General features: G+C 45.3%; 15 protein-coding genes. 8 read left to right on the plus strand and 7 right to left on the minus strand.

The genetic code is table 11. The annotated features are described in order from the left end of the window. Nucleotides 1–30 precede the first annotated feature (30 nt). On the plus strand, nt 31–2364 hold the full coding sequence (locus tag AB4249_RS13295) for a patatin-like phospholipase family protein (protein ID WP_372103550.1): 2334 nt from the start codon (nt 31–33) through the stop codon (nt 2362–2364). 272 nt (nt 2365–2636) lie between these two features. Then, on the plus strand, nt 2637–5225 hold the full coding sequence (acnB, locus tag AB4249_RS13300) for a bifunctional aconitate hydratase 2/2-methylisocitrate dehydratase (RefSeq protein ID WP_017059425.1): 2589 nt from the start codon (nt 2637–2639) through the stop codon (nt 5223–5225). Between the two features lie 101 nt (nt 5226–5326). On the opposite strand, the gene AB4249_RS13305 is transcribed toward acnB, so the two are convergent. From AB4249_RS13305 to AB4249_RS13315, 3 genes are all read right to left on the minus strand, one after another. Continuing rightward, nucleotides 5327–6460, minus strand: coding sequence for a glycerate kinase (locus AB4249_RS13305; protein WP_017059424.1), 1134 nt, complete (start codon nt 6458–6460; stop codon nt 5327–5329). 16 nt (nt 6461–6476) lie between these two features. Next, complete coding sequence (locus AB4249_RS13310) at nt 6477–7742, minus strand: GntP family permease (RefSeq protein ID WP_017059423.1); 1266 nt, start codon at nt 7740–7742, stop codon at nt 6477–6479. A 127-nt stretch (nt 7743–7869) separates the two neighbouring features. Continuing rightward, on the minus strand, nt 7870–9024 hold the full coding sequence (locus AB4249_RS13315; RefSeq protein WP_017066809.1) for a sugar diacid recognition domain-containing protein: 1155 nt from the start codon (nt 9022–9024) through the stop codon (nt 7870–7872). 131 nt (nt 9025–9155) lie between these two features. Between AB4249_RS13315 and AB4249_RS13320 the strand changes: the two genes are divergently transcribed. From AB4249_RS13320 to AB4249_RS13345, 6 genes are all read left to right on the plus strand, one after another. Further along, nucleotides 9156–9524 (plus strand): YacL family protein, encoded by a 369-nt coding sequence (locus AB4249_RS13320; RefSeq protein ID WP_019824378.1) that lies wholly within the window; start codon nt 9156–9158, stop codon nt 9522–9524. 238 nt (nt 9525–9762) lie between these two features. After that, nucleotides 9763–10101 carry a P-II family nitrogen regulator gene (gene glnK / locus AB4249_RS13325; RefSeq protein WP_004738200.1) on the plus strand — a complete coding sequence of 113 codons (339 nt, stop codon included), beginning with the start codon at nt 9763–9765 and terminating at the stop codon, nt 10099–10101. 27 nt (nt 10102–10128) lie between these two features. Continuing rightward, nucleotides 10129–11358, plus strand: a complete 1230-nt coding sequence (locus AB4249_RS13330; protein WP_017059420.1) for an ammonium transporter — start codon at nt 10129–10131, stop codon at nt 11356–11358. Nucleotides 11359–11655: 297 nt separating this feature from the next. Next, the gene (locus AB4249_RS13335) at nt 11656–12669 is read left to right on the plus strand and encodes a Fe(3+) ABC transporter substrate-binding protein (protein ID WP_017059419.1); all 1014 of its coding nucleotides are present in this window, start codon (nt 11656–11658) and stop codon (nt 12667–12669) included. 244 nt (nt 12670–12913) lie between these two features. Beyond that, nucleotides 12914–14539: an iron ABC transporter permease gene (locus AB4249_RS13340; RefSeq protein ID WP_017059418.1), complete on the plus strand. Its 1626-nt coding sequence runs from the start codon at nt 12914–12916 to the stop codon at nt 14537–14539. Then, entirely contained in the window at nt 14539–15567 is a 1029-nt protein-coding gene (locus AB4249_RS13345; protein ID WP_102331933.1) for an ABC transporter ATP-binding protein, read from the plus strand. The genes AB4249_RS13340 and AB4249_RS13345 overlap by 1 nt, the downstream gene beginning before the upstream one ends. A gap of 150 nt (nt 15568–15717) precedes the next feature. Here the strand turns inward: AB4249_RS13345 and AB4249_RS13350 are convergent, their stop codons facing one another. From AB4249_RS13350 to AB4249_RS13365, 4 genes are all read right to left on the minus strand, one after another. Then, nucleotides 15718–17130 carry a phosphoglucomutase/phosphomannomutase family protein gene (locus AB4249_RS13350; protein WP_102319894.1) on the minus strand — a complete coding sequence of 471 codons (1413 nt, stop codon included), beginning with the start codon at nt 17128–17130 and terminating at the stop codon, nt 15718–15720. 74 nt (nt 17131–17204) lie between these two features. Next, nucleotides 17205–19610, minus strand: a complete 2406-nt coding sequence (locus AB4249_RS13355; protein ID WP_017066806.1) for a GH36-type glycosyl hydrolase domain-containing protein — start codon at nt 19608–19610, stop codon at nt 17205–17207. Nucleotides 19611–19737: 127 nt separating this feature from the next. After that, nucleotides 19738–21699, minus strand: a complete 1962-nt coding sequence (locus tag AB4249_RS13360) for a beta-N-acetylhexosaminidase (protein ID WP_372103553.1) — start codon at nt 21697–21699, stop codon at nt 19738–19740. Nucleotides 21700–21711: 12 nt separating this feature from the next. After that, nucleotides 21712–22596 carry an N-acetylglucosamine kinase gene (locus AB4249_RS13365; RefSeq protein ID WP_102331935.1) on the minus strand — a complete coding sequence of 295 codons (885 nt, stop codon included), beginning with the start codon at nt 22594–22596 and terminating at the stop codon, nt 21712–21714.

Genomic DNA, 22596 nt, shown 5'->3' on the forward strand with positions numbered 1-22596 from the left:
AAGAAAAGAATGACAAGGATAGTTTAAAGAATGATTTCTCGTTGGATGGTGAGCGGCTTAGGCATTGTCGGTACTGTGATCAGTTTTCAGCTGTTTGCATCTACTGTGACACCGGTCGAACAATCTCAGCAAGCTGGACAAGCTCATAAAAGACCAACCGTTGCTGTTGTGCTTGCTGGTGGAGGAGCCAAAGGAGCGGCTCACATTGGTGTACTTAAAGCGCTAGAAGAGATGCAAATTCCGGTCGATTACATTACTGGTACCAGCATGGGTTCTTACGTTGGTGGGCTTTATGCGACAGGGATGAGTGCTGATGAGATTGAAAGTTTTATTTATACGGTTGATTGGAATCGCGGCTATCGTGATCGCGTTAACCGTAGTGATCGCCGAGTGCGTGACAAAGAATATGAAGACCGTTACCAACTGAACACCGATCTCGGTTTAGGTTGGGGCGAAATCAAAGCTAGGAAAGGTGTGGTTCAAGGTCAGAATATGTTGCGTATTCTGCGTGAGACCACAGGTAACCTATCTCCACTCGACTCTTTTGACCATCTTGCTATTCCCTACCGTTCAGTCGCAACCGACATTATTGAGCTTGAAGAAGTGGTCATCGACCATGGTCACCTTGTTGATGCGATGATGGCCAGTATGTCAGTTCCCGGCGCGCTTCCCCCTTATTCCTTAGATGGTCGAATGCTGGTTGATGGTGGTGTCACCAATAACATGCCCGTCGACGTAGCCAGAGCGATGGGCGCGGACATTGTCATTGCGGTGGATATCAGTACCAACTACAAAGGCAAAGATGATTTCACGAATTTTCTAGCCGCAGCTGACCAACTCTCTAATTATCTTGTTCAACGCAGCACCCAAGAGCAAGCTGAAACTTTAACAGACGATGATGTCTTCCTGCGCCCAGATGTTGGGGAAATGGAGACGACAGAATTTGATAAAATGCCATCGGCTTTCCTCGCGGGCTATGAAGCTGCTAAGCAGCATACTGATGAACTTTCTAAGCTATCGCTCTCAAATGCCGATTATCAGCATTATATCGAGGACAAACAAAAAGCGCGCAGACAGCTAAAACACGGCGATAAGACTGTCGTTGACCGAGTTGTTATCAATAACAATACCCACTATTCCGATAAGCTGATCGAAAACCGTTTAAACCTTGATTCAGGTGAGATTCTGAAGACCAGTGAAATTGAATCTAAAGTACAAGACCTCTATGCGCTAGATAGATTCGAGTTGGTGACTTATGAATTTGACACGGTAGATGGCGAGGAGCAACTGCTGGTCGATGTGAACGAAAAATCTTGGGGGCCAAACTACCTCAACTTTCGATTCTTTCTTGAAGATGATTTCTCTACTACAAGCCAATACTCGCTCGGTGTCTCAGCCAACTTTACTGATATTAATAAGCATGGCGCAGAGCTAAGAACCAATATCGAGATGGGAACGGACAAGCGAATTGAAGCGGAACTATACTCGCCATTCTTTTCGAGTCAAAAGCTGTTTACTTCGGCATCGGTTGTTTACAGCAAAGAGAACAGAAACCTACCCGCAGATATTGATGATATTGAAGAACCGACACTGGACGTAACGAAAGATTATCTCCCTATGACGTATAGTGAATATGTCGGTGAATTGGCATTAGGCTATCAACCAACCTTGTGGCAGGAGCTGACATTTGGTGTTCGTTATACAGATGGGGATGTTGAGGTTTCTTCGTTACCTTCATTGGGCAGTGGTGGCTACAAGCGTATTGGTGGCTTCATGGGTTACCGACTGGATACTTTGGATAATTTCAGCTTACCGACCAAGGGTTACTTTGTCGATTTAGAGTACCTCGTTTCTCATGATGATTTTGATAATGACAGCTCTCTTGGTGAATCGGATTTAACGTCTGAGAGTGATACGGTTTATGAGTTTTCGGCCAATTTCATGGCAGCAAAGAGTATTGAGAAGCATACTTTAGTCGCAAAGCTGGATTACGGTATTGTAGAGAGCAAAAATTCGATTTTCCCTATTGATCCCAAAGAGCTTGGTGGCTTCTTAAACCTGTCAGGTATTCCAAGGAATAGTATGATTGGTCAGAACTTGGCTTACACCAGCCTTATTTATCGTTATAAGTGGTTTGAAAATGACTTCGGCCTTTTTAAATCACCATTCTACGTGGGCGCATCCATTGAGCATGGTGGTGTTTGGTCGAACAATGATTTGAGTATTGATGAAGCGCCAATGTACACCGCGGGTTCTGTTTTCGCGGGTGTTGATTCTCCAATCGGGCCGATCATTTTAGCTTATGGCCGAACCGAAGATAATTTCGATTCGGTGTATCTGATTGTAGGTACGTCCTACAAATAATCATGCGCAGAGTCGCCATTTAAGTGCGTAATTAGGCAAAAATAGTGGGACTTTCGTCTTAACTTGCTATGTTGGTCAAAATGATAAGATTTTAATTTAACGTTAAATTTGCTATTCTACCGCCCACAGTTTGGCCTCTATGACGCCGCTCATCAATACAAATTGAATGACAAAAATGGCAATGGAGAGCCAAGTTTCCAAGGATGTTCACTTCTTTATTTTACTAACAATTATGAAGGGAAGAAGTGAACCGCAATGAGAGGAAAAAAGTCGTGCTTGAAGCCTACCGTAAACACGTCGAAGAACGTGCTGCCGAAGGAGTTGTTCCAAAACCACTAGATGCTGAGCAGGTAGCTGGCCTAGTTGAACTTCTGAAGAATCCACCTCAAGGTGAAGAAGAAATCATTCTTGACCTACTAGAAAATCGCATTCCACCGGGTGTAGATGAAGCTGCTTACGTAAAAGCTGGCTTCCTTACGGCTATCACTAAAGGTGAAGTAGCTTCGCCACTAGTAAGCAAAGCAAAAGCTGCAGAACTGCTTGGTACCATGCAAGGCGGTTACAACATCGAATCTCTAGTATCTCTACTAGACGATGCTGAGCTTGCTCCAATCGCTGTTAAAGCGCTATCTCATACTCTACTGATGTTCGATGCGTTCTATGACGTAGAAGAGAAAGCGAAAGCTGGCAATGCTGCTGCACAACAAGTACTTCAATCTTGGGCTGATGCTGAATGGTTTACAGCGAAAGATAAAGTAGCAGAAAAAATCACAGTAAAAGTATTTAAAGTCACTGGTGAAACGAACACCGATGACCTATCTCCAGCGCCTGATGCATGGTCACGTCCTGACATCCCAGTACACGCGAAAGCGATGCTGAAGATGGAACGTGATGGCATTACTCCTGATGAACAGGGTAGCGTTGGTCCAATCAAACAAATTGAAGAAATGCAAAAAGATGGCATTCCACTGGCTTACGTTGGTGATGTTGTTGGTACAGGTTCTTCACGTAAATCGGCAACAAACTCAGTACTTTGGTTCATGGGTGAAGATATCCCATTCGTACCAAACAAGCGTACTGGCGGTGTTTGTCTTGGTGGTAAAATTGCACCAATCTTCTACAACACAATGGAAGATTCAGGCGCACTACCCATTGAACTGAACGTACAAGACATGAACATGGGCGATATCATTGATATCTACCCGTACGAAGGTGTTGTTCACAAGAACGGTTCTGTGATTTCAAACTTTGAGCTAAGCAAAGTACTTCTTGATGAAGTGCGTGCTGGTGGCCGTATTCCACTGATCATCGGTCGTGGTCTAACGGGTCGTGCTCGTGACGCTCTAGGTCTAGCTGAAACGGATCTGTTTGCTAAACCAATCGATCCATCTGCATCTGATAAAGGCTACACGCTAGCTCAGAAGATGGTTGGTAAAGCATGTGGCGTTGAAGGTGTTCGTGCTGGTCAGTACTGTGAACCTAAAATGACGACAGTCGGTTCTCAAGATACGACCGGTCCTATGACTCGTGATGAGCTTAAAGATCTGGCGTGTCTTGGTTTCTCTGCAGACCTTGTAATGCAGTCTTTCTGTCACACATCGGCATACCCTAAACCAGTCGATGTAAACACTCACCATACGCTACCTGATTTCATCATGAATCGTGCGGGTGTTTCACTTCGTCCGGGTGATGGCGTTATCCACTCATGGCTAAACCGTATGCTTCTTCCTGATACTGTAGGTACAGGTGGTGACTCGCATACTCGTTTCCCTCTAGGTATTTCATTCCCTGCGGGTTCTGGCTTGGTAGCATTTGCTGCAGCAACAGGCGTTATGCCTCTTGATATGCCTGAATCTATCTTGGTTCGCTTTAAAGGTGAAATGCAACCGGGTATCACGCTACGTGACCTAGTACATGCCATTCCTCTTTACGGCATCAAGCAAGGCCTACTAACGGTAGAGAAAGCAGGTAAGATCAACGAATTCTCTGGTCGTGTACTAGAAATTGAAGGTGTTGAGCACTTATCTGTTGAGCAAGCATTTGAGCTTTCTGATGCATCTGCTGAGCGTTCTGCTGCAGGTTGTACCGTTAAGCTTTCTGAAGAGTCTATCTCTGAGTACTTGAACTCGAACATCGTGATGCTGAAGTGGATGATCGCTGAAGGTTACGGTGATGTTCGTACGATTGAGCGTCGTATTACAGCAATGGAAGAGTGGCTAGCTAACCCTGAGTTGCTGTCTGCTGATTCAGATGCGGAATACGCGCACGTTATCGAGATTGACCTTGCTGATATCGATCAACCAATCCTATGTGCACCAAACGATCCAGATGATGCTCGTCTTCTATCTGACGTTCAAGGCACAGAGATTCAAGAAGTGTTCATCGGTTCTTGTATGACCAACATCGGCCACTTCCGTGCCGCTGGTAAGATGCTAGAAGAGTTTAACGGCTCGCTAAATACTCGCCTATGGGTGGCTCCGCCAACGAAGATGGATAAAGACCAACTGACAGAAGAAGGCTACTACGGCATCTTCGGTCGTGCTGGGGTACGTATCGAAACTCCTGGCTGTTCACTATGTATGGGTAACCAAGCTCGTGTTGCTGATGCTTCGACGGTTATGTCGACGTCAACGCGTAACTTCCCGAACCGCTTAGGTAATGGCGCGAACGTTTATCTGGCTTCTGCTGAGCTTTCTGCTGTTGGCGCGATTCTAGGTCGCATCCCAACGAAAGAAGAGTACTTAGAGTACGCTGAGAAGATTAATGCAACCGCTGCTGATACATACCGTTACCTGAACTTCCATAAAATGGGTCAGTACACGGAAAAAGCAGACACGGTTATCTTCCAAGAGCCTGCGTAACGTCTGATTTTGTTGTAAATATAATTAAGGCCGCTGTGAATAGCGGCCTTAATTGCTTTTAGCATACAGCGAAAATTGCTTTTAGCTTACAGAGAGCTCGATTAGTGCTTAATCGTATACATTGCTGCAACATTGCGAGCAGTAAGTTCAATATTTTCAGCCGCTTCAGCCAAAGCTGTCGGCAAGTCTACTGAACGGTTCACTACCGCAAATACCGCGTCGATACCATGCTCATGAACCACACCACAATCACTGGCTAGACAGCCGGCAATACCGATGACAGGCAGTTTATGTTTTTTGGCTGTGCGAGCGACACCAATCGGTGTTTTGCCATGAATGGTTTGGCTATCAATGCGCCCCTCTCCTGTAATCACAAGATCAGCATCTGAGACTATTTCATCTAAATTGACGGCGTCCATTACGATGTTAATACCAGGGCGAAGCTCCGCATTTAACAGGCCAACAAGTGCCGCGCCTAGACCGCCTGCCGCGCCAGCACCAGGGAGATCAATGACATCGACGCCTAACTGGTTTTTCATGATACTGGCATAATGAGCAAGGTTAGCATCTAACAGCTCAACCATTTCTGGTGTTGCGCCTTTTTGCGGACCGAATACCTGTGATGCCCCTTTTGGTCCGCATAATGGATTATCGACATCACAAGCGACCTCTAAGCGTACGTTTTGTAGGCGTGGGTCGAGGTTGGTGAGATCAATGGTTGTCAGTTTTGACAGTTCACCACCACCAAACACCAGCTCGTGACCCTCTGCATCTAGCATACGAATGCCTAGCGCTTGAGCCATTCCTAAGCCACCATCATTGGTCGCACTACCACCAATGCCAATAATAATATGCTCAACACCTTTATCTAATACGGCTTTGATCAACTCACCCGTACCATAGGTAGTGGTTTTTAGTGGATTACGTTGTTCTGGAGAGACTAAATCTAGGCCGGAAGCGGCCGCCATTTCAATAATGGCAGTTTTACCGTCACCGAACATACCGTAGAAGCCTTCGACAATTTCACCTAATGGACCAATCACTGGATGTTGGATGATAGAGCCATTGGTCGCATCCACCAGAGATTGTACTGTGCCTTCACCACCATCAGCCATTGGTAATTTTACGTATTCGGCGTTTGGTATTAGCTGTTTAAAGCCATCTTCAATCGCTTGAGCAACGCCCATTGCTGATAGGCTTTCTTTATATGAGTCAGGAGCAATTACAATTTTCATTTTGATACCTTTAAACTTAAACAAACAGACCAAATACACCGAAGATCATTACTGAGACGAAGGCGATAACAAGACCGACCGCTGACTCATAAGGGATGAGTTTTAGACGTTCATGAATACTCATATGTACCGCACCACCCGTGGCATGGAAGAAGCTACCATGTGGCATATGGTCAAGTACTGTCGCACCAGAGTGGATCATTGCTGCGCCTGCGAGAGCTGGAACACCTAGCTCAAGAATGGTGCTGGCAAATACATTCGATGCCACTACTGTTCCGGCAGTTGTCGATGCGGTTGATAGTGCCATCAGTGCGCCAGAAAACGGAGCAAGTAAGTAAGAAGGCAGCCCAGACATCGTCAGCACTTCAATCAGATCAGCTTTTAGTCCTGAGTTAGCAATGATGCCTGCAATGGTTCCTGTGCCCAGTAGCATTACAGCAACCGGTGCCATACGTGACAAGCCTGAAACCGCAAAGCTATTGGCTTGTTTGAAGCGACCCATAGCCAGTGCACCCAGCAATCCACCCAAGGGTAATGCAATTAGAGGATCAACATTGATATCAGCGAGTGGTCGCAGCGCGAGTAGGGCAATAGCCACTAACGGTGCAACGATTGAAGAAGAAAAGCTTGGCAGTGAACTTTGATCCGCTTTGACCACTTCACTTTCCGCTACTTTTGAACCTTTATTGACGAGGCGCTTTGCCAAGAAGTAGGCGAAAAGCAGCCCAAATAGACCCGGAATCACGCCTGCAGCCATCACAGAGGTTAACGGAACATTGAACGCATCAGCCGCCGCAATGGCATTTGGGTTAGGCGACATGACATTACCTGCTTTACCGCCGCCCACCATCGCCAAAAGGATCGCGGTTTTAGAAAGGTCTGCGCGCCGAGCAATAGCCAGTGCAATAGGAGAAACCGTGATAACGGCCACATCAACGAAAACGCCAACAGCGGTTAAAATCATGGTCGCAATGGCAAGAGCAAGTAAGGCGCGAGTTTCGCCTACTTTTTTGATGATGGATTCTGCAATCGAGGTAGCCGCCCCTGATTCAATTAGTACGCCGGCCAACACACCAGCGGCGAGAATTCGCATCACTGAAGTGACGATCCCTTGGGCACCACCTATCATTAACTCAACGGTTTCGGTGAGAGAAACGCCGCCAACCACGCCGCCAACCAAAGCACCGATGATCATGCCGTAGGTGGGTGGCACTTTTTTAAGAATGAGCGCGATAGCAACAATCAATGCTGAAAGTGCGCCAAGAGTTGAAACTTCAATCATGTTCTATTTCCCAGATAACGATGTGTCATTTTCGGCAAATATAAAGATATAGGGTTGGTAAGTCTTTGTCATTCTCTACAAATAAGTGCTCAGATCGGTCCTTTTAAATTGTGCAGTTGCACATTTTTTAGCTCGACCAGTGGAATAGATTTATTGCAATGTAGAGTTGAAATAGATCGTCTATATTGTTGATATTTAATGATGTTATTTGGTTTATCTTGTCTGTTCGATAGCGTAGCGTATTGCGATGGATATGTAGTTCGTTACAGGTGAGAGCTGAATCACAGTTCTGCTTTAAATATGTCTTCAAAGTTTTGATCAGTATCCCTTTACTGTCCTGTTGTTGAAGATGTAGGTAAGACTGCTCTAGTTGCTCACGAATCCATGGATCTTGTAACAGGCTACTCATAATGGCCGGCAGTCGATAGTCTTGATAGAAAAACATGTCTCCGGGGCGGTTACCGACACTGCGCATAGTGAGCTCAGCGGTATCATATGAGCGTGCTAAACCAGAAAGTCCGGTAAAGTAATCCCCAAGCGCAATCTTGATTTGAAACTTAGCTTCTTTCTTTATTCTTTTGAGTAGCAATTTCACGCGCTTGGCTTCTGCATCCTTGGACCAGCTGTTCCCTATCAGGGTTATAGGCTTGAGTACCACCACTTCGTTTTGTGAAACAGACAAGATACCGACTAAATTATCGCGCTCGGGATATTCAAGTAAATGTACTAATTGCTGTAAGTTTTCCAATGAAGGCGCAGTGTCTCCTATCGGTAACACCTTGACGATGGCGGCAATCCGCGGTTGTGCAAGGTCGAGATCCAGACGCTGTGCGATGGATTGCAGTTGCATGTCATTAAGCGTGCTACCTCGGATTAATTGCAATACCAATTCTTCACGATGCCTCTTATTCCATTCTACTTGAGACATAAGTACAGCTTGTTCAACAATAAGCTCAGCGGTCATCTTCACCAGCTCACCAAAATGATGAACTTGCTGCAGTGTCCCAGAAACCCCAATCGCCCCAATGACATTATCCTGAAATAGAATCGGTAAATTAACTCCAGGCTTAACCCCTTTTAGGTGTTCGGCAGTGGCTTCGTCAATATTAACGACTCGTGATTCGGTGATGGCAAGTACCGCTCCTTCATGTTTTTGGTATAAGCGAGTAGGATCACTGGATCCAATAATGCGACCTTTATTATCCATCACATTAATCGAGTGTGGGATGATCTTCATGGTTCGTTCGACAATTTGTTTGGCAATCATTTCGTTCAACTGCATAGAGCCCTCCTCTTCATTGACTGTGTAGGTTGGATCGTAACGATAAATTCGTCAATACGCTCGTTTCTGACAAGACAATGGTATACTCAGAAATAGTATCGCTTGAGCATTAATGCAGTATAGGTTGAGTTATGGAGTTTGAATTTACTAGAAACACTCTAATGGGTGAATACTATGTGAAATGCAGCATGGGCCATGAGATTGTTGGCCGTTGGCTTCAAGAAGAGATCGGTAAAGATAAGCAAAAATTAGATCATGTGATGGCGTTGATTGAGCAATCTCGACAGGACTTGAGCAATGAAGTGACGTTGCTTGGCAAAGAGATTAGCCTTGCGATTAATGAAGACGAAGTAACGATTCAAGAAAACGTGTTAGCGCATGAGCAAGAGATGGAAGAGGGCAGTGAGTTCGACTTCTATAACTGTGAAAGCCAAGCAAGCTGTGGAATCGACGATTTCGAACTGCTCATCGAACGCTGGATGGATTTTTTAGGTTACTAGTCCTAAGACCTATTTGTTAGTCATTCAGAGCTTTGAAGGCTCCGTTGCCCAAAACTGGAGCAATAAGAGCATCGCGCATTAAGATAGTGAAAAGGCTGCACCATGTTGGTGCGGCCTTTTTCGTTATTACGACCTTATTATCTTCATCTTATTTAAAATCAAGCACTTAACTTTTTGGCACGCTACTTGGATTGTAATAAGAGAATTAACGGATTAAGTAAGAATTTAAGGAACGAATATGAAATTAATAAATGCCATTGTTAAGCCATTCAAATTAGACGATGTACGCGAAGCGCTCTCTGATGTGGGTATTGAAGGTATGACTGTTTCTGAAGTGAAAGGCTTTGGTCGTCAGAAGGGACACACTGAATTGTATCGTGGTGCAGAGTACCAAGTGGATTTCCTACCAAAGGTGAAGCTAGAGATTGCTACCCAAGCTGAGAATGTTGACCGAGTTGTTGAAGCGATTAGCCAAGCGGCACACACCGGAAAAATCGGCGACGGCAAAATTTTTGTGTATGACCTAAGCCAAGCCGTACGAATTCGTACTGGTGAAATGGATGCTGAAGCACTTTAAAGAATTACAAGGACTGGAGACTTTAATATGGAACTTACAACAACAGTAACGGAACTACGTTACGCACTAGACACTTTTTTCTTCCTCATTTCAGGTGCGTTGGTAATGTGGATGGCAGCAGGCTTCGCGATGTTAGAAGCTGGCCTAGTTCGTTCAAAGAACACCACAGAAATTTTAACTAAGAACATCTGTTTGTACGCAATTGCTTGTACAGCTTTCTTAGTGGTTGGTTACAACATCATGTATGTCGACAACGGTGAAGGCGGTTGGTTGCCATCATTTGGTACTCTAATTGGTACACAAGGTGAAGGCGCAGATCACTCTCTAGAATCAGACTTCTTCTTCCAGGTAGTATTCGTTGCAACAGCAATGTCTGTAGTATCTGGTGCGGTTGCTGAGCGTATGAAGCTTTGGTCATTCCTAATCTTCTCTGTAGTACTAACAGCGTTCATTTACCCTGTTGAAGGTTATTGGACTTGGGGCGGTGGTTTCCTATCAGAAGCGGGTTTCAGTGACTTCGCAGGTTCAGGTATCGTACACATGGCTGGTGCAGCAGCAGCGTTAGCTGGTGTTCTACTACTCGGTGCTCGTAAAGGTAAATACGGTAAGAACGGTGAAATCTACCCGATTCCTGGTTCAAACATGCCACTTGCAACGCTAGGTACATTTATCCTTTGGTTCGGTTGGTTCGGTTTCAACGGCGGTTCTCAACTGATGGTTTCGGATTTTGAGAACGCAACAGCAGTAGGTCAAATCTTCCTTAACACCAACGCAGCAGCAGCAGCAGGCGCAATTGCAGCACTACTAGTATGTAAAACAACTTGGGGTAAAGCAGACCTAACAATGATTCTTAACGGCGCGTTAGCTGGCCTAGTAGCAATCACTGCAGACCCTCTATCACCATCACCTCTATTTGCTGTAGCGATTGGTTCGGTATCTGGTGCATTGGTTGTATTCAGCATCATCGCTCTAGACAAAGCTAAGATTGATGATCCAGTAGGTGCTATCTCTGTACACGGTGTATGTGGTTTCTTCGGTCTAATGGCTGTGCCACTAAGCAACGCTGATGCAACGTTTGGTGCTCAGCTAATGGGTGCAGCAGTCATCTTTGCATGGGTATTCGGTGCTAGCCTAGCAGTATGGGCGGTGCTTAAAGCAACAATCGGTATCCGAGTAACGGAAGATGAAGAACTTGAAGGTATGGACATGCACGATTGTGGTGTCGGCGCTTACCCTGAGTTTGTATCAGTAAAATAATCAACAGTCGTCGCCTAATCTGAATGGGTTAGGTTGGACAAAGAAAGCCCCGCAACTCTTGTTGCGGGGCTTTGTTGTATTTACGGTTGCACAATATATATAAACACGAACGTTGAAGTTAGGCTCATTGTTTAAGGGGAACGACAAGACACAAAGTTGAAATGGTTTGTTACAAAAGTGAGAGTTTGAATGGTCTGAGTAGACGGATTTTTTGTTGGTCGTCATTGTAATTATGTTAATGATGAATATAATAACGCAACTGATAGACATTATCATTTCGATATAAAGGATTTTACAATGAAGAAACTGCTAACACTTTCAGCTCTAGCGTGTGGTGTAATTGCCCCGACAGCAATGGCTGCGGAAGAAGTAAACGTATACTCTTACCGTCAACCTTTCCTTGTTGAGCCAATGTTCAAAGAGTTCACAAAAGAGACTGGTATTAAAGTAAACGTTAAGTTTGCTAAAAAAGGTTTAGCAGAGAAGTTAGCTCAAGAGGGTGAATACAGCCCAGCTGACGTTGTCTTAACTGTAGATATCAGCCGTCTATCTGAATTAACTAAACAAGGTCTAGTTCAATCTGTAGAGAGCGATGTACTTGAAAAGAACATCCCAGCTCAATACCAAGATACAGATAACGAGTGGTTCGCTCTAACAACTCGTACACGTAGCGTTTATTCTTCACGTGACCGTGTTGGTCGTCTAGGTGAAGAGTTCACTTACGAAGATCTAACTAAGCCTGAATTTAAAGGCAAAATCTGTACTCGTAGTGGTAAGCACCCATACAATGTTTCTCTAGTATCTTCGATGATTGCTCACAAAGGTGAAGCTGAAACGAAAGAATGGCTAGAAGGCGTAAAAGCAAACCTAGCACGTAAGCCTCAAGGTAACGACCGCGCGCAAGTTAAAGCGATTAAAGAAGGTCTATGTGATGTTGCTCTTGGTAACAGCTACTACCTAGGTAAGATGGTTAATGATAAAGAGCAAAAAGCTTGGGCTGACTCTGTTTACATTAACTTCCCTAACCAAGAGACTACAGGTACTCACGTAAACATCTCTGGTATGGCAATGGCTAAATACTCTCCAAATGAAGAGAATGCTGTTAAGCTGATGGAATTCCTATCTGGTGACACAGCACAAAGCATGTACGCAGAAGTGAACTACGAATACCCAGTGAAAGCAGACGTTAAACCTTCTGAGCTTGTTGCTTCATGGGGCGAGTTCAAAGCGGATACTATTTCTCTAGATGAAATTGCAAACCACCACGCGGCTGCAATCAAGCTATTAGACGAAGTTAAGTTCGATCTATAATTTATTACGGTAGGCTCCGGCCTAAGTAAAATGACAACCTCAAGTCGCCATTTTGGTTACTTGGGGTTGTTTGTTATTGGAAAATCACTTTTTGATACAAAGCACCCCGTTGATCCCTTGAGTTATTAGCATCTCACCTTGAAGTCATTAGAGTATATGGGTATAAATAACCCCACCATTAAAAGGATATGAGATGTATTTGCAAATGCATTTGTGTTTCATTAAGCCTCGTTGTAGTTAGGCGATGAAAGAAAAGAATTATTTATGGAACACCAGTAGCGGCATTATTGCTGTATTACTGGTTTTACCGATCTTAGCTATTTTTACGACGGCTGTTGGAGAAACAGATGAGCTATTTTCTCATCTGATGTCCACAGTGATGCCTACCTATGCCTACAACACGGTGGTTTTAGTCATAGGAACCATGTTTCTGTCTTTAGTTTTTGGTATTCCGTCGGCCTGGGTTATGGCAATGTGCCGTGTTCCGGGAGAGCGTGTTTTGCAGTGGGCACTCGTCCTGCCATTAGCAATGCCAGGCTATATTGTTGGCTATATCTTTACCGATTGGTTCGACTTTGCCGGCCCTGTTCAGGTTCTACTGCGAGATCTTACTGGGTGGGGACCCGGTGAGTATTGGTTCCCAGATATTAGAACCTTATCCGGCGCTATTATTGTTCTGTCTCTCGTTCTCTATCCTTATGTTTATTTGCTGTGCCGCGCGGCATTTATGGAGCAAAACGTCTCCTTATTACAATCTGCTCGTTTGCTAAAATGCTCGCCTTGGGAAAGCTTCCGTCGTATCTCCTTACCACTTGTTCGTCCATCAATGGCGGTCGGTTTATCGCTTGTTGCTATGGAGACCATCGGTGACTTTGGTACCGTGAGTTACTTTGCGGTAAATACTTTAACGACTGCGGTTTATGATACTTGGCTAGGCTACTCAAGCTTAACGGCAGCTGCGAAAATATCGGCAATCATGCTGGTTATCGTGATCCTACTGTTGAGCTCAGAGCGATACAGTCGCCGTAAGCAGAAGCTATTCCAGAATCAGTTCAGCAGCCGCGAAGATTTTCGTTACGACCTTTCTGGTTGGAAAAAATGGCTGGCACTATTCTGGTGCTGGGGATTAGTTTGCGTTGCGTTCTTATTCCCTCTTGGCCAGCTCATTATTTACGCCTACAAATATTTTGCTCAAAGCTGGACCCCTGAATTCAGAGAATATGCCATCAACAGCCTTTACGTTTCGGTAGCTGCTGCGATTATTGGCGTGATTATCGCGATGATTGTTAACTTTAATCAACGCGTTAGTCCGAGTAAGAAAAATCAGGCTTATATGCGTCTCGCTTCGATGGGCTATGCCGTTCCAGGCACCGTGTTAGCGATTGGGGTGATGGTACCTGTTTTGTTCATGGATCACTTGGTCAATGACATTGCGAAAGTGATGGAGTGGGGGCGACCTGGTTTGATCTTCTCTGGCTCCATGTTCGCGCTAATTTTTGCCATGGTCGTACGTTTCTCTGCAGTGGCAATTGGCAGTATTGAAAGCAGCTTGAGTAAAGTATCCCCTTCATTGGATATGGCCTCAAAAACCATGGGTTGCAATACCAATCAGATGTTACGCCGTGTTCATTTACCTTTGATTAAACGTGGCGCATTGATCGCTGGCTTACTGGTGTTTATCGAATCAATGAAAGAGTTGAATGCGGCCTTGCTGCTGCGTCCTTTCAACTTCGAGACATTGGCGACTTATGTTTATAACTATGCCTCAGATGAGCACCTAGAATTGGCGGCGATGCCTGCTGTATTATTGGTGTTGGTGGGTTTAATTCCTCTGATCATCGTAAACCGTTCCTTGGAGCAGAAAAACTAATGAGTTGTGCATTATCAATTAAAGATCTGACTTGTAAGTATGAGTCGCAAACCATTTTGGAAGCGCTCTCGTTAGAAGTTGAGCATGGTGAAATTGTTTGTCTTCTTGGTGCGAGTGGCTGCGGTAAAACGACCTTACTGAAGGCGATTGCAGGCTTACTTCCATTAAGTAGCGGTGTGATGAGTTTGAACTGTCAAACCATTGATGATGGCGAGAATTGGTTGCCACCAGAGCAGCGTAACATTGGTATGATTTTCCAAGATTACGCCCTGTTTCCGCATCTGACGGTAAACCAGAATGTCGGCTTTGGCTTGACAGACCTTTCTGAGCAGCAAAAGAAAGACAAAGTTCAAGAGATGCTGGAGTTGGTTCACTTAGATGAGTACGGTGACCGCTACCCACACCAACTTTCAGGTGGTCAACAACAGCGTGTCGCTATTGCTCGTTCTTTGGCGTACAAGCCAGACTTGCTACTGTTAGATGAACCATTCTCAAACATCGATACTCAGGTTCGTCATGAGCTGATTTCTCAGATTCGCAAGATTTTTAAGAAGCAGGGTGTTACAGCTATCTTCGTAACTCACAGCCGTGAAGAAGCGTTCGCATTTGCAGATAAAATGGCAGTAATGAACCATGGTGTGATTGAGCAGTATGGTTCGGCATCTGAGTTGTATTTCCATCCTTCAAGTAAGTTTGTTGCAGACTTTTTGGGTGGCGGTAGCTACCTCAATGCACAGCGTATTTCGGAGCATGAATTTGAAACCAGTTTGGGTATGGTTGAAGCCAAACCGCAAACGGAGATTGAGTTCGGCAATACATGTGAGCTTCTGCTAAGGCCCCAGCATATCCAAGCAAGTTACGAGCAAGATAGTGCTATTTCGGTGCTAGAACAGCAATTTATGGGTGATCACTGTCGTTATGTAATCGAAGCGCATGGTCAGAAGTTATTAGCAACCTCGTCAGAAGCACTTGAAGTGGGTATGCCGGTCAACGTAAAAGTCGATACCAAAGGCGTATTGGCTTTTTAAAGAGATATAACGCGATACTAATCGTTACAAGAATCGCGATAAAAAAGCCCAGCACTTTAATCAAAGTACTGGGCAAGAGTTCTTCACTTATAGGCTTTAACAAGGCAGTGATTTGTTAAGTCCCATACAAAACTGCTGCACTCTATAAGCCTATAGAGAGAGGAAGTCTTTCACTTTTTGAAGAACACGTTCTGCAGTGTCTTTATCTTCCATTTCTGCGAAGATTCGTAGTAACGGCTCTGTTCCTGAGAAGCGAGCAATGACCCAGCCGCCATTCTTGAAGTACACCTTGGCACCATCTTCATAGCTGACTCTTTCAATTTCGTATTCAAATTCAGGCAGTTGCTTCTCGACGTAGATCTTAGTGTAGAGCGCTTCTTTCTCTGAAGGTTTAAACTTATAATCGCCTTCTGCGGTATAGGCATAGCCATATTTAGAGTAAATCTCATCAAGTAATTCAGACAGCTTCTTGCCTGTCACACTGATCATCTCAACCAGTAAGCTTGAAGCAAATACGCCATCCTTACCTTTGATGTGACCACGAATGGTTAAACCACCTGAACTTTCGCCACCAATCAGAGAGTCATCGGCCTCCATTTGTGAGCTGATATGCTTAAAGCCTACAGGAACCTCAAAGCTCTTCTCACCATGATCTGCCGCCACTTTATCCAGTAGGTGTGTGGTTGCGATGTTACGAACGACAGAGCCCTTCCAGCCTTTGTATTCCAGCAAGTAGTAGTAAAGTAGGAGTAGCACTTCGTTAGGGTGAATGAAGTGACCTTTCTCATCGATGATTCCCAAACGGTCAGCATCGCCATCAGTACCAATACCAATGTCATAGCCTTCTGCTGCAACTAAGTGCTTCAAGCGATACAGCGTTGCAGCATTTGGCGACGGCATTAAGCCACCAAAATCTGGGTTTTTGCCATCGTTGATGACGTCGACATCACAGCGACCGTTAATCAGCACGGTTTGCAGAGCGTTTTTCGCCACACCAAACATTGGGTCGATCAGCACGCGTAGATTCGCTTTCTTAATCGATTCAATATCGATGGCATTAATGATGGAATCAACAAAGGCGTTCATCGGGTTGATGATTTCGATCTCTTTGTCATTCAACGCTTGCTCGAAATCGACACGAATAATATCTTCGTTGGTCAGTGTTGCGATTTGCTGTTCGATCTTCTCTGTGATGATCTCATCAGCATCACGGCCACCTTCAATGAATACCTTGATGCCATTGTAATCGGCTGGGTTGTGAGAGGCGGTAATACACGCCGAGTAGGTGCATCCCATCTCTTTTGCTTGGAACATCACGATAGGTGTTGGAACAAACTTATCGATGAAGCTTACTTTGATGTTGTTCGCCGCAAGTACTTCTGCAAACCAACATGCGGCTTTATCGGAAAGGAAACGACGGTCATAGCCGATCACAAACCCATTCTTGGCTGCATCTTCGTTGTTGATGATGTTAGCGAGTGCTTGCGCTACCAAACGGACGTTTTCTCTAGTGAACTCCTCACCAATGAAAGCGCGCCAGCCACCTGTACCAAATTTAATCATTAGAAAATCCTTTTAGTCTCATTGTCTCAAGCCTGTAAAGACTTGAGACAAGAGCTGTTCGTTAAATTGCGTGACTAGCCTAGAACAACGACAACATCGTTCACGCTGCCTTCTGCTTGTACTGGGATAGCGCCTTCAACTGATTCACCATTGATAGTGATAGAGGCAACGCCTTTGCTTACTGCATTCGGGTTTTGCACTGTGATGTTGTAAGTTGCGCCACGCCATTGACGAGTAACCTCGAATTCTGGCCAATCAGTCGGGATACAAGGATCAACCGTTAAGCCTTCAAAGCCTGTACGAACACCAAGAATGAAGTTGGTTACCGCGAAGTAAGCCCAACCAGAGGTACCGGTTAACCAAGGGTGGTTTGCACGGCCGTGGTCTTGGTGATCTTTACCCATGATGAACTGCACGTACGAGTATGGTTCTGCGTAACGCGTTTCAATCATGTCGTTTTGGTTGTATGGGTTCAGTGCGTCATAGAATTTCATCGCACGGTCACCACGGCCTAGTTTCGCTTCTGCTACCCAGGCCCATGGGTTAGGGTGAGAGAAGATTGCGCCGTTCTCTTTTACGCCTTGGTAAACGCGAGTTACGAAACCGATATCATCGTTTGGTGTTGCAAATGAAGGAGAGTTTAGGTGTAGGCCGTATTCTGAGAAAAGGTTCTCATCAACAGCGTCCATCGCTTTCTCACCGCGTTCTTGAGATACAGCACCAGATAGAACGGCTAGCGTGTTTGACTCAAGGTGTACACGACCTTCAGCTTGTTGAGCGGTACCGATCTTGTCGCCATTTTTAGTTAGACCACGGATGTACCAGCCGCCTTCGTCATCCCAAAGGTGCGTTTCACACGCTTCGCGAACGTTAGCTGCCATTTCAGTGTATTTCGCAACATCAGCATCGTTATTACGGAACTTAGCAAGATCTAGGAATTCTTGTAGCGCCCAGAAGTGTAGGAATGAAACCATTGAAGATTCACCACCACCTAGGTTCAAACAGTCATTCCAGTCAGCTCGAAGACCTTTACAGATACCCGTTTGACCCACGTATTCAGCAGAGAAGTTCAGTGCCGCTTTCATGTGTTCATAAACTGTCGCCTCGCCACCGTCTGCGTATGGAATCACTTCATCGAAGAAGTCGTGCTCACCGGTTTCCATTACGTATTTGATAATGGTCGGAACGATCCATAGGTGGTCATCAGAACATGTGTCTTCAATGCCGTGGATCTTGTCGTCATCTGACGGTGTTGGAACAACTGTTGGTGATTTTGATGGCTCAACGTCGGCTTTCTCTGGATCGAACCAGTCAGGATCGAACAAGTGTAGACCGTAGCCCGCTTTCACTTGGCCGCGAAGCAGGTCGATAATACGTTTCTTGGTCATTTGTGGGTTGGCATGGGGTACTGAAATAGCATCTTGAGCCGTATCACGGTAACCAAGACCAGTACGACCGCCAACTTCGATGAATGATGCAAAGCGTGACCAAACCACACAGGTTTCCGCTTGGTATAGCGTCCACGTGTTGATCATTGTGTCTAAGCCTTCGTTTGGCGACTTAACTTGGAATTTGTTGCAACGCTCGTCCCAGTGATCTTTGATGCCTTGGAAAGCGGCGTCTACGTTTGCTGTGTCTTGGTACTTCTCACGTAGGCGTTCACCGTTGCCTTTACCGATACCGAGTACATACGCAAAGCGAACTTCTTCACCGGGTTGAATCGTAAATTGCTTGTGCAGAGAACCACAATGGTTGTAACAAGTTTGAGCGCTGTTAGAACACTTACCGTTTTCAACCGCAATTGGATTTGCTTCATCACGGTACATACCAAGGAAGTTGTCACGTTGGCCATCGTAGCTGTCTGGTGAGAAAGTTGAAGCTAGGTAGTAGAAGCCTTCAAAGTCGTTAGTGTTGTAGTACAGGTCGTATTCCAGAACACCTTCTTGGTAAGACGTGCCCGCAGAGTACAAAGACATCTGATGGTTTTGATTGTCTGATTGAATATGGCTGAAAGAGAACTCAACAAACGAGAAAGTGCTGATAGTACGTGGCTTGTCAGTGTTGTTCTTTAATACAACGTCCCAAACTTCTGCATCTTCACCCTTAGGTACGAATAGCGTCTTGGTTGCGGTAATGCCGCTGTATTCACATTTGAATTTTGAGTATGACAGGCCGTGACGAACTTCGTAGTTCGCTTCATCTAGGCTCTTTGCCACTGGTTGCCAAGAGATAGACCAGTAATCACCTGTCTCATCATCACGCAGGTACACATAGTGTCCAGGACGGTCAAAGGTGCCGTTTGGACGGAACTTAGTAACACGGTTGTATTCCGGAGAATTGTAGAACGAGTAACCGCCCGCATTGTGCGAAATCACGGTACAAAACTTTTCAGTACCTAGGTAGTTTGTCCAAGGTGCTGGTACATCAGGGCGAGTGATGACGTATTCGCGATTGTCGTTATCGAAATAGCCGTATTTCATTGTCATTTCCTTTTTAACAAACTGCATCTATGCAGCTAATTTTTAAATAGTGATGCTGAGTCGTATCTAACTGAGCACCTTAATTTGAGTCAGCAACCACTCGATATGAGTGTCGCTTTGGTTTGTTTTATTGAGCTTTCCAAGGGTTGCGATAATCAACATTGAGTTTGTCGAGTAATGGCAGATGCCCCTTTAGGCGAGATAGGTAATCTAGCCAGTTTCGGTTGTTTTTATGTGTCCAACATCCTTCAGCTAAAGCGCTAATTCTTGGGAATACCATGTAATCCATACGCTTTTGGTTGGTGACGATCTCACACCATAGAGCACACTGAATTCCGCGGATCCGCTTACGAATTGGGTCGGTGTCGGATACCTCAGCAAGTGCTTCGTAGGTATAAGCTTGTTCTAATGGGATAACGGCAGCCCAATCTACGCCCGGTTCTTCCGGTGCATAATCTTGGGTCATGTCGAGATAGGTAAACTGTGCAGGTTGCAACACCACATCAAAGCCTTGGCGAGCGCAATTGACAGCCGCTTCTTCACTGAGCCATGAGTAGATGATGGTCTCTTTACTCACTTTGTCGCCGTGCTGTGCTTCTTCCCAGCCGACCATGCGTTTGCCGAGTTGCTTAAGCTTGTTTTCGGCATAGCGGAATAGGTGGCCTTGTAGGTCTTTGCTGTCTTGGTACTGGTGTTCTTTCATCAATGCTTGAGCAGCAGGGCTGTTGGTCCACACACCGGGTGGCACTTCGTCTGCACCCATGTGAATCAATTCGCTCGGGAATAGCTCTGCGACTTCTTCAATAACTGCATCTAGAAATTGGTAAGTACCGGGCAAACCTGGGTTTAGTACATTGTCGTTGTAGTGCTGAATGCTCTTGTATTGAGTGGTATCCGCTTGCTCTACCAGCATGTCAGGCAGTGATTTGATTGCGGCACGGCAGTGTCCCGGAATATCGATCTCTGGGATCACCGTGATGCTGCGTTGCTCTGCATATTCAATGACTTCACGAATTTGTTGTTGCGTGTAGAAGCCGCCGTAGTTTTCCGCAATGTGGGTATATTGCGGCTCTAGTGCATGATCAGGGCCACGCCAAGCGCCAATTTCTGTTAGCTGTGGCAGGCTCTTTATCTCAATTCTCCAACCTTCATCGTCAGTTAGGTGCCAATGAAATACGTTGAACTTGTAGTGCGCCAGTTGATTGATTAAACGCTTCACTTGCTCTACTGAGTGGAAGTGACGAGCGCAGTCCAACATCATGCCGCGGTACTTAAAGCGCGGTTGGTCGGCTATCTTGCAACATGGTAGAGAGAAGTTCTCTGCGTCCAGTTGTTGAACTAGTTGAATCAAGCTTGCCACAGCGTGTGTAAAGCCCGACTGGCTGCCTGATTCAGCAATAATCTGTTGTGCAGTGATGGTCAGTTTGTATTCGGCTTCATCTAACGTCGGGTTGCTGCGAAATAGAATGTTGCCGCTTTCGTCTTTTGAAAGTTCAGCTGAAAGCGCGGTCGAAAGACACAGCTCAAAGGTCGAGAGCAACTCTTGCTGGAACCAAGAGACTGCCTTATCAGCAAGATGAGATTGAACCTCAATTCTGCAGTCGTTATTTAGCGCGAAGTTACTTAGCGCGAAACTACCTTGCTGAAATTCGATCTGATTAGGCTGAGGAATCAATGCAATCTCAGCAGCGTTAACTTCAGGTATTTGATTGCGTTCACGGTATGGCGAAGCCAGTACTATGGGTGATATCGCGACATGCAGTACCGATGTTTCTCCATCATTATGTGACTGGATAAAGGCATCGTTAAGGCCATCAGAATAGAAGCGGAATGGTGCGCTTTGAATACTGAATTCAAGGTAGTAATGGTTGTTGGCCTTTAACACTGACGAACTTGGTGTGAATGAGCAAAAGCTGCCAACTTGAGTCAGCTCTCCTTGCGATAAACTCTCTGGAAGGATGAAACGATCAAATGCAAAGTGCAGAGACCAATCTTTTACGTCGAGGTCACTTAAGTTATGTACCGTAAGGCCAAATCGGCAGTTATTTTTTTGTTCAGAAAGAACAGCTAAGTCGATGCGATAATTCATATAACTTCCCTGCTAAGCCTGTTGATACAAGTTGTGTTGTGGTTTTCCGGCAAACATCAATGCGCCTTCAATAGCGTCGAATTGAGGTTTAACGATCCATTGTTGTACTGGTGGTGATAGCCAGTTGAGAATACGCTCAGCGATACTTCCCATTAAGCACACCTTGTCAGCGCCTTTTCGATGCAGTGCTAAGACAAACATTTCGATATCAGCCGCGGTTTGCTTGAGCATATCGATAGCCAGTTCGTCACCTTCGTTAGCGAGTTGAAAAATAACTGGTGAGAATTGACCGTAATCCTTTGGAATAGCACCTTTTGACCATTCGACAATGGCATCCACATCATTATTAAAGTGATTCATCACATGTAGAGTCAGCGGGGTTTTGTTGCGAATACCGTCTTCTGCAAGCAAGACTTGTTGAATCAAACGTAAGCCCATGACTGCGCCGCCGCCTTGATCTGAAATCGGAAATTCACGACCGCCAACCACATGTTGCTCACCGTCTTTTAGGAAGATACCGCAAGAACCCGTACCACCGATCATGATTGCGCCGTCTTGGCCATTGTGAGCACCAATGCAAGCGCCATAAGCGTCGGTATTTAGTGTCATGCTTGCGAAAGGGTGTGGTTGAGCCATGAAGTCGAACCATGCTGATTTTTGCTCAGCGCCAGCCAGCGCTAGGCCAACATGCATATTTGAAAAATGGTCTGAGTTGAGTTGCCCTTGTTGTGCCGCTTTTGTGATGGCATCAATAATTGAGCTCATCGCAACATCAACACCCAAAAGGATGTTGCCACTGCCACTTTTCGCTTCACCAATCAGTTTGCCTTGAGCGTCACGAATACGAGCACGACAAGAAGTACCACCACCATCAATACCGACGTAGTAAAGAGTCAT

Origin of the sequence: Vibrio sp. 10N.261.55.F4 (assembly GCF_041470465.1) — a bacterium.
Taxonomy (GTDB): Bacteria; Pseudomonadota; Gammaproteobacteria; order Enterobacterales; family Vibrionaceae; genus Vibrio; species Vibrio crassostreae_C.

Bases quoted from the DNA above. Each gene is read 5' to 3' on its own strand.
- AB4249_RS13295 (WP_372103550.1), top strand. From the start codon at position 31: ATGATTTCTCGTTGGATGGTGAGCGGCTTAGGCATTGTCGGTACTGTG.
- AB4249_RS13365 (WP_102331935.1), bottom strand. From the start codon at position 22,596: ATGACTCTTTACTACGTCGGTATTGATGGTGGTGGTACTTCTTGTCGT.
- AB4249_RS13345 (WP_102331933.1), top strand. From the start codon at position 14,539: ATGAGTTGTGCATTATCAATTAAAGATCTGACTTGTAAGTATGAGTCG.
- AB4249_RS13310 (WP_017059423.1), bottom strand. From the start codon at position 7,742: ATGATTGAAGTTTCAACTCTTGGCGCACTTTCAGCATTGATTGTTGCT.
- AB4249_RS13340 (WP_017059418.1), top strand. From the start codon at position 12,914: ATGAAAGAAAAGAATTATTTATGGAACACCAGTAGCGGCATTATTGCT.
- AB4249_RS13360 (WP_372103553.1), bottom strand. From the start codon at position 21,699: ATGAATTATCGCATCGACTTAGCTGTTCTTTCTGAACAAAAAAATAAC.
- AB4249_RS13355 (WP_017066806.1), bottom strand. From the start codon at position 19,610: ATGAAATACGGCTATTTCGATAACGACAATCGCGAATACGTCATCACT.
- AB4249_RS13330 (WP_017059420.1), top strand. From the start codon at position 10,129: ATGGAACTTACAACAACAGTAACGGAACTACGTTACGCACTAGACACT.
- AB4249_RS13350 (WP_102319894.1), bottom strand. From the start codon at position 17,130: ATGATTAAATTTGGTACAGGTGGCTGGCGCGCTTTCATTGGTGAGGAG.
- AB4249_RS13335 (WP_017059419.1), top strand. From the start codon at position 11,656: ATGAAGAAACTGCTAACACTTTCAGCTCTAGCGTGTGGTGTAATTGCC.
- AB4249_RS13320 (WP_019824378.1), top strand. From the start codon at position 9,156: ATGGAGTTTGAATTTACTAGAAACACTCTAATGGGTGAATACTATGTG.
- AB4249_RS13315 (WP_017066809.1), bottom strand. From the start codon at position 9,024: ATGCAGTTGAACGAAATGATTGCCAAACAAATTGTCGAACGAACCATG.
- glnK (WP_004738200.1), top strand. From the start codon at position 9,763: ATGAAATTAATAAATGCCATTGTTAAGCCATTCAAATTAGACGATGTA.
- AB4249_RS13305 (WP_017059424.1), bottom strand. From the start codon at position 6,460: ATGAAAATTGTAATTGCTCCTGACTCATATAAAGAAAGCCTATCAGCA.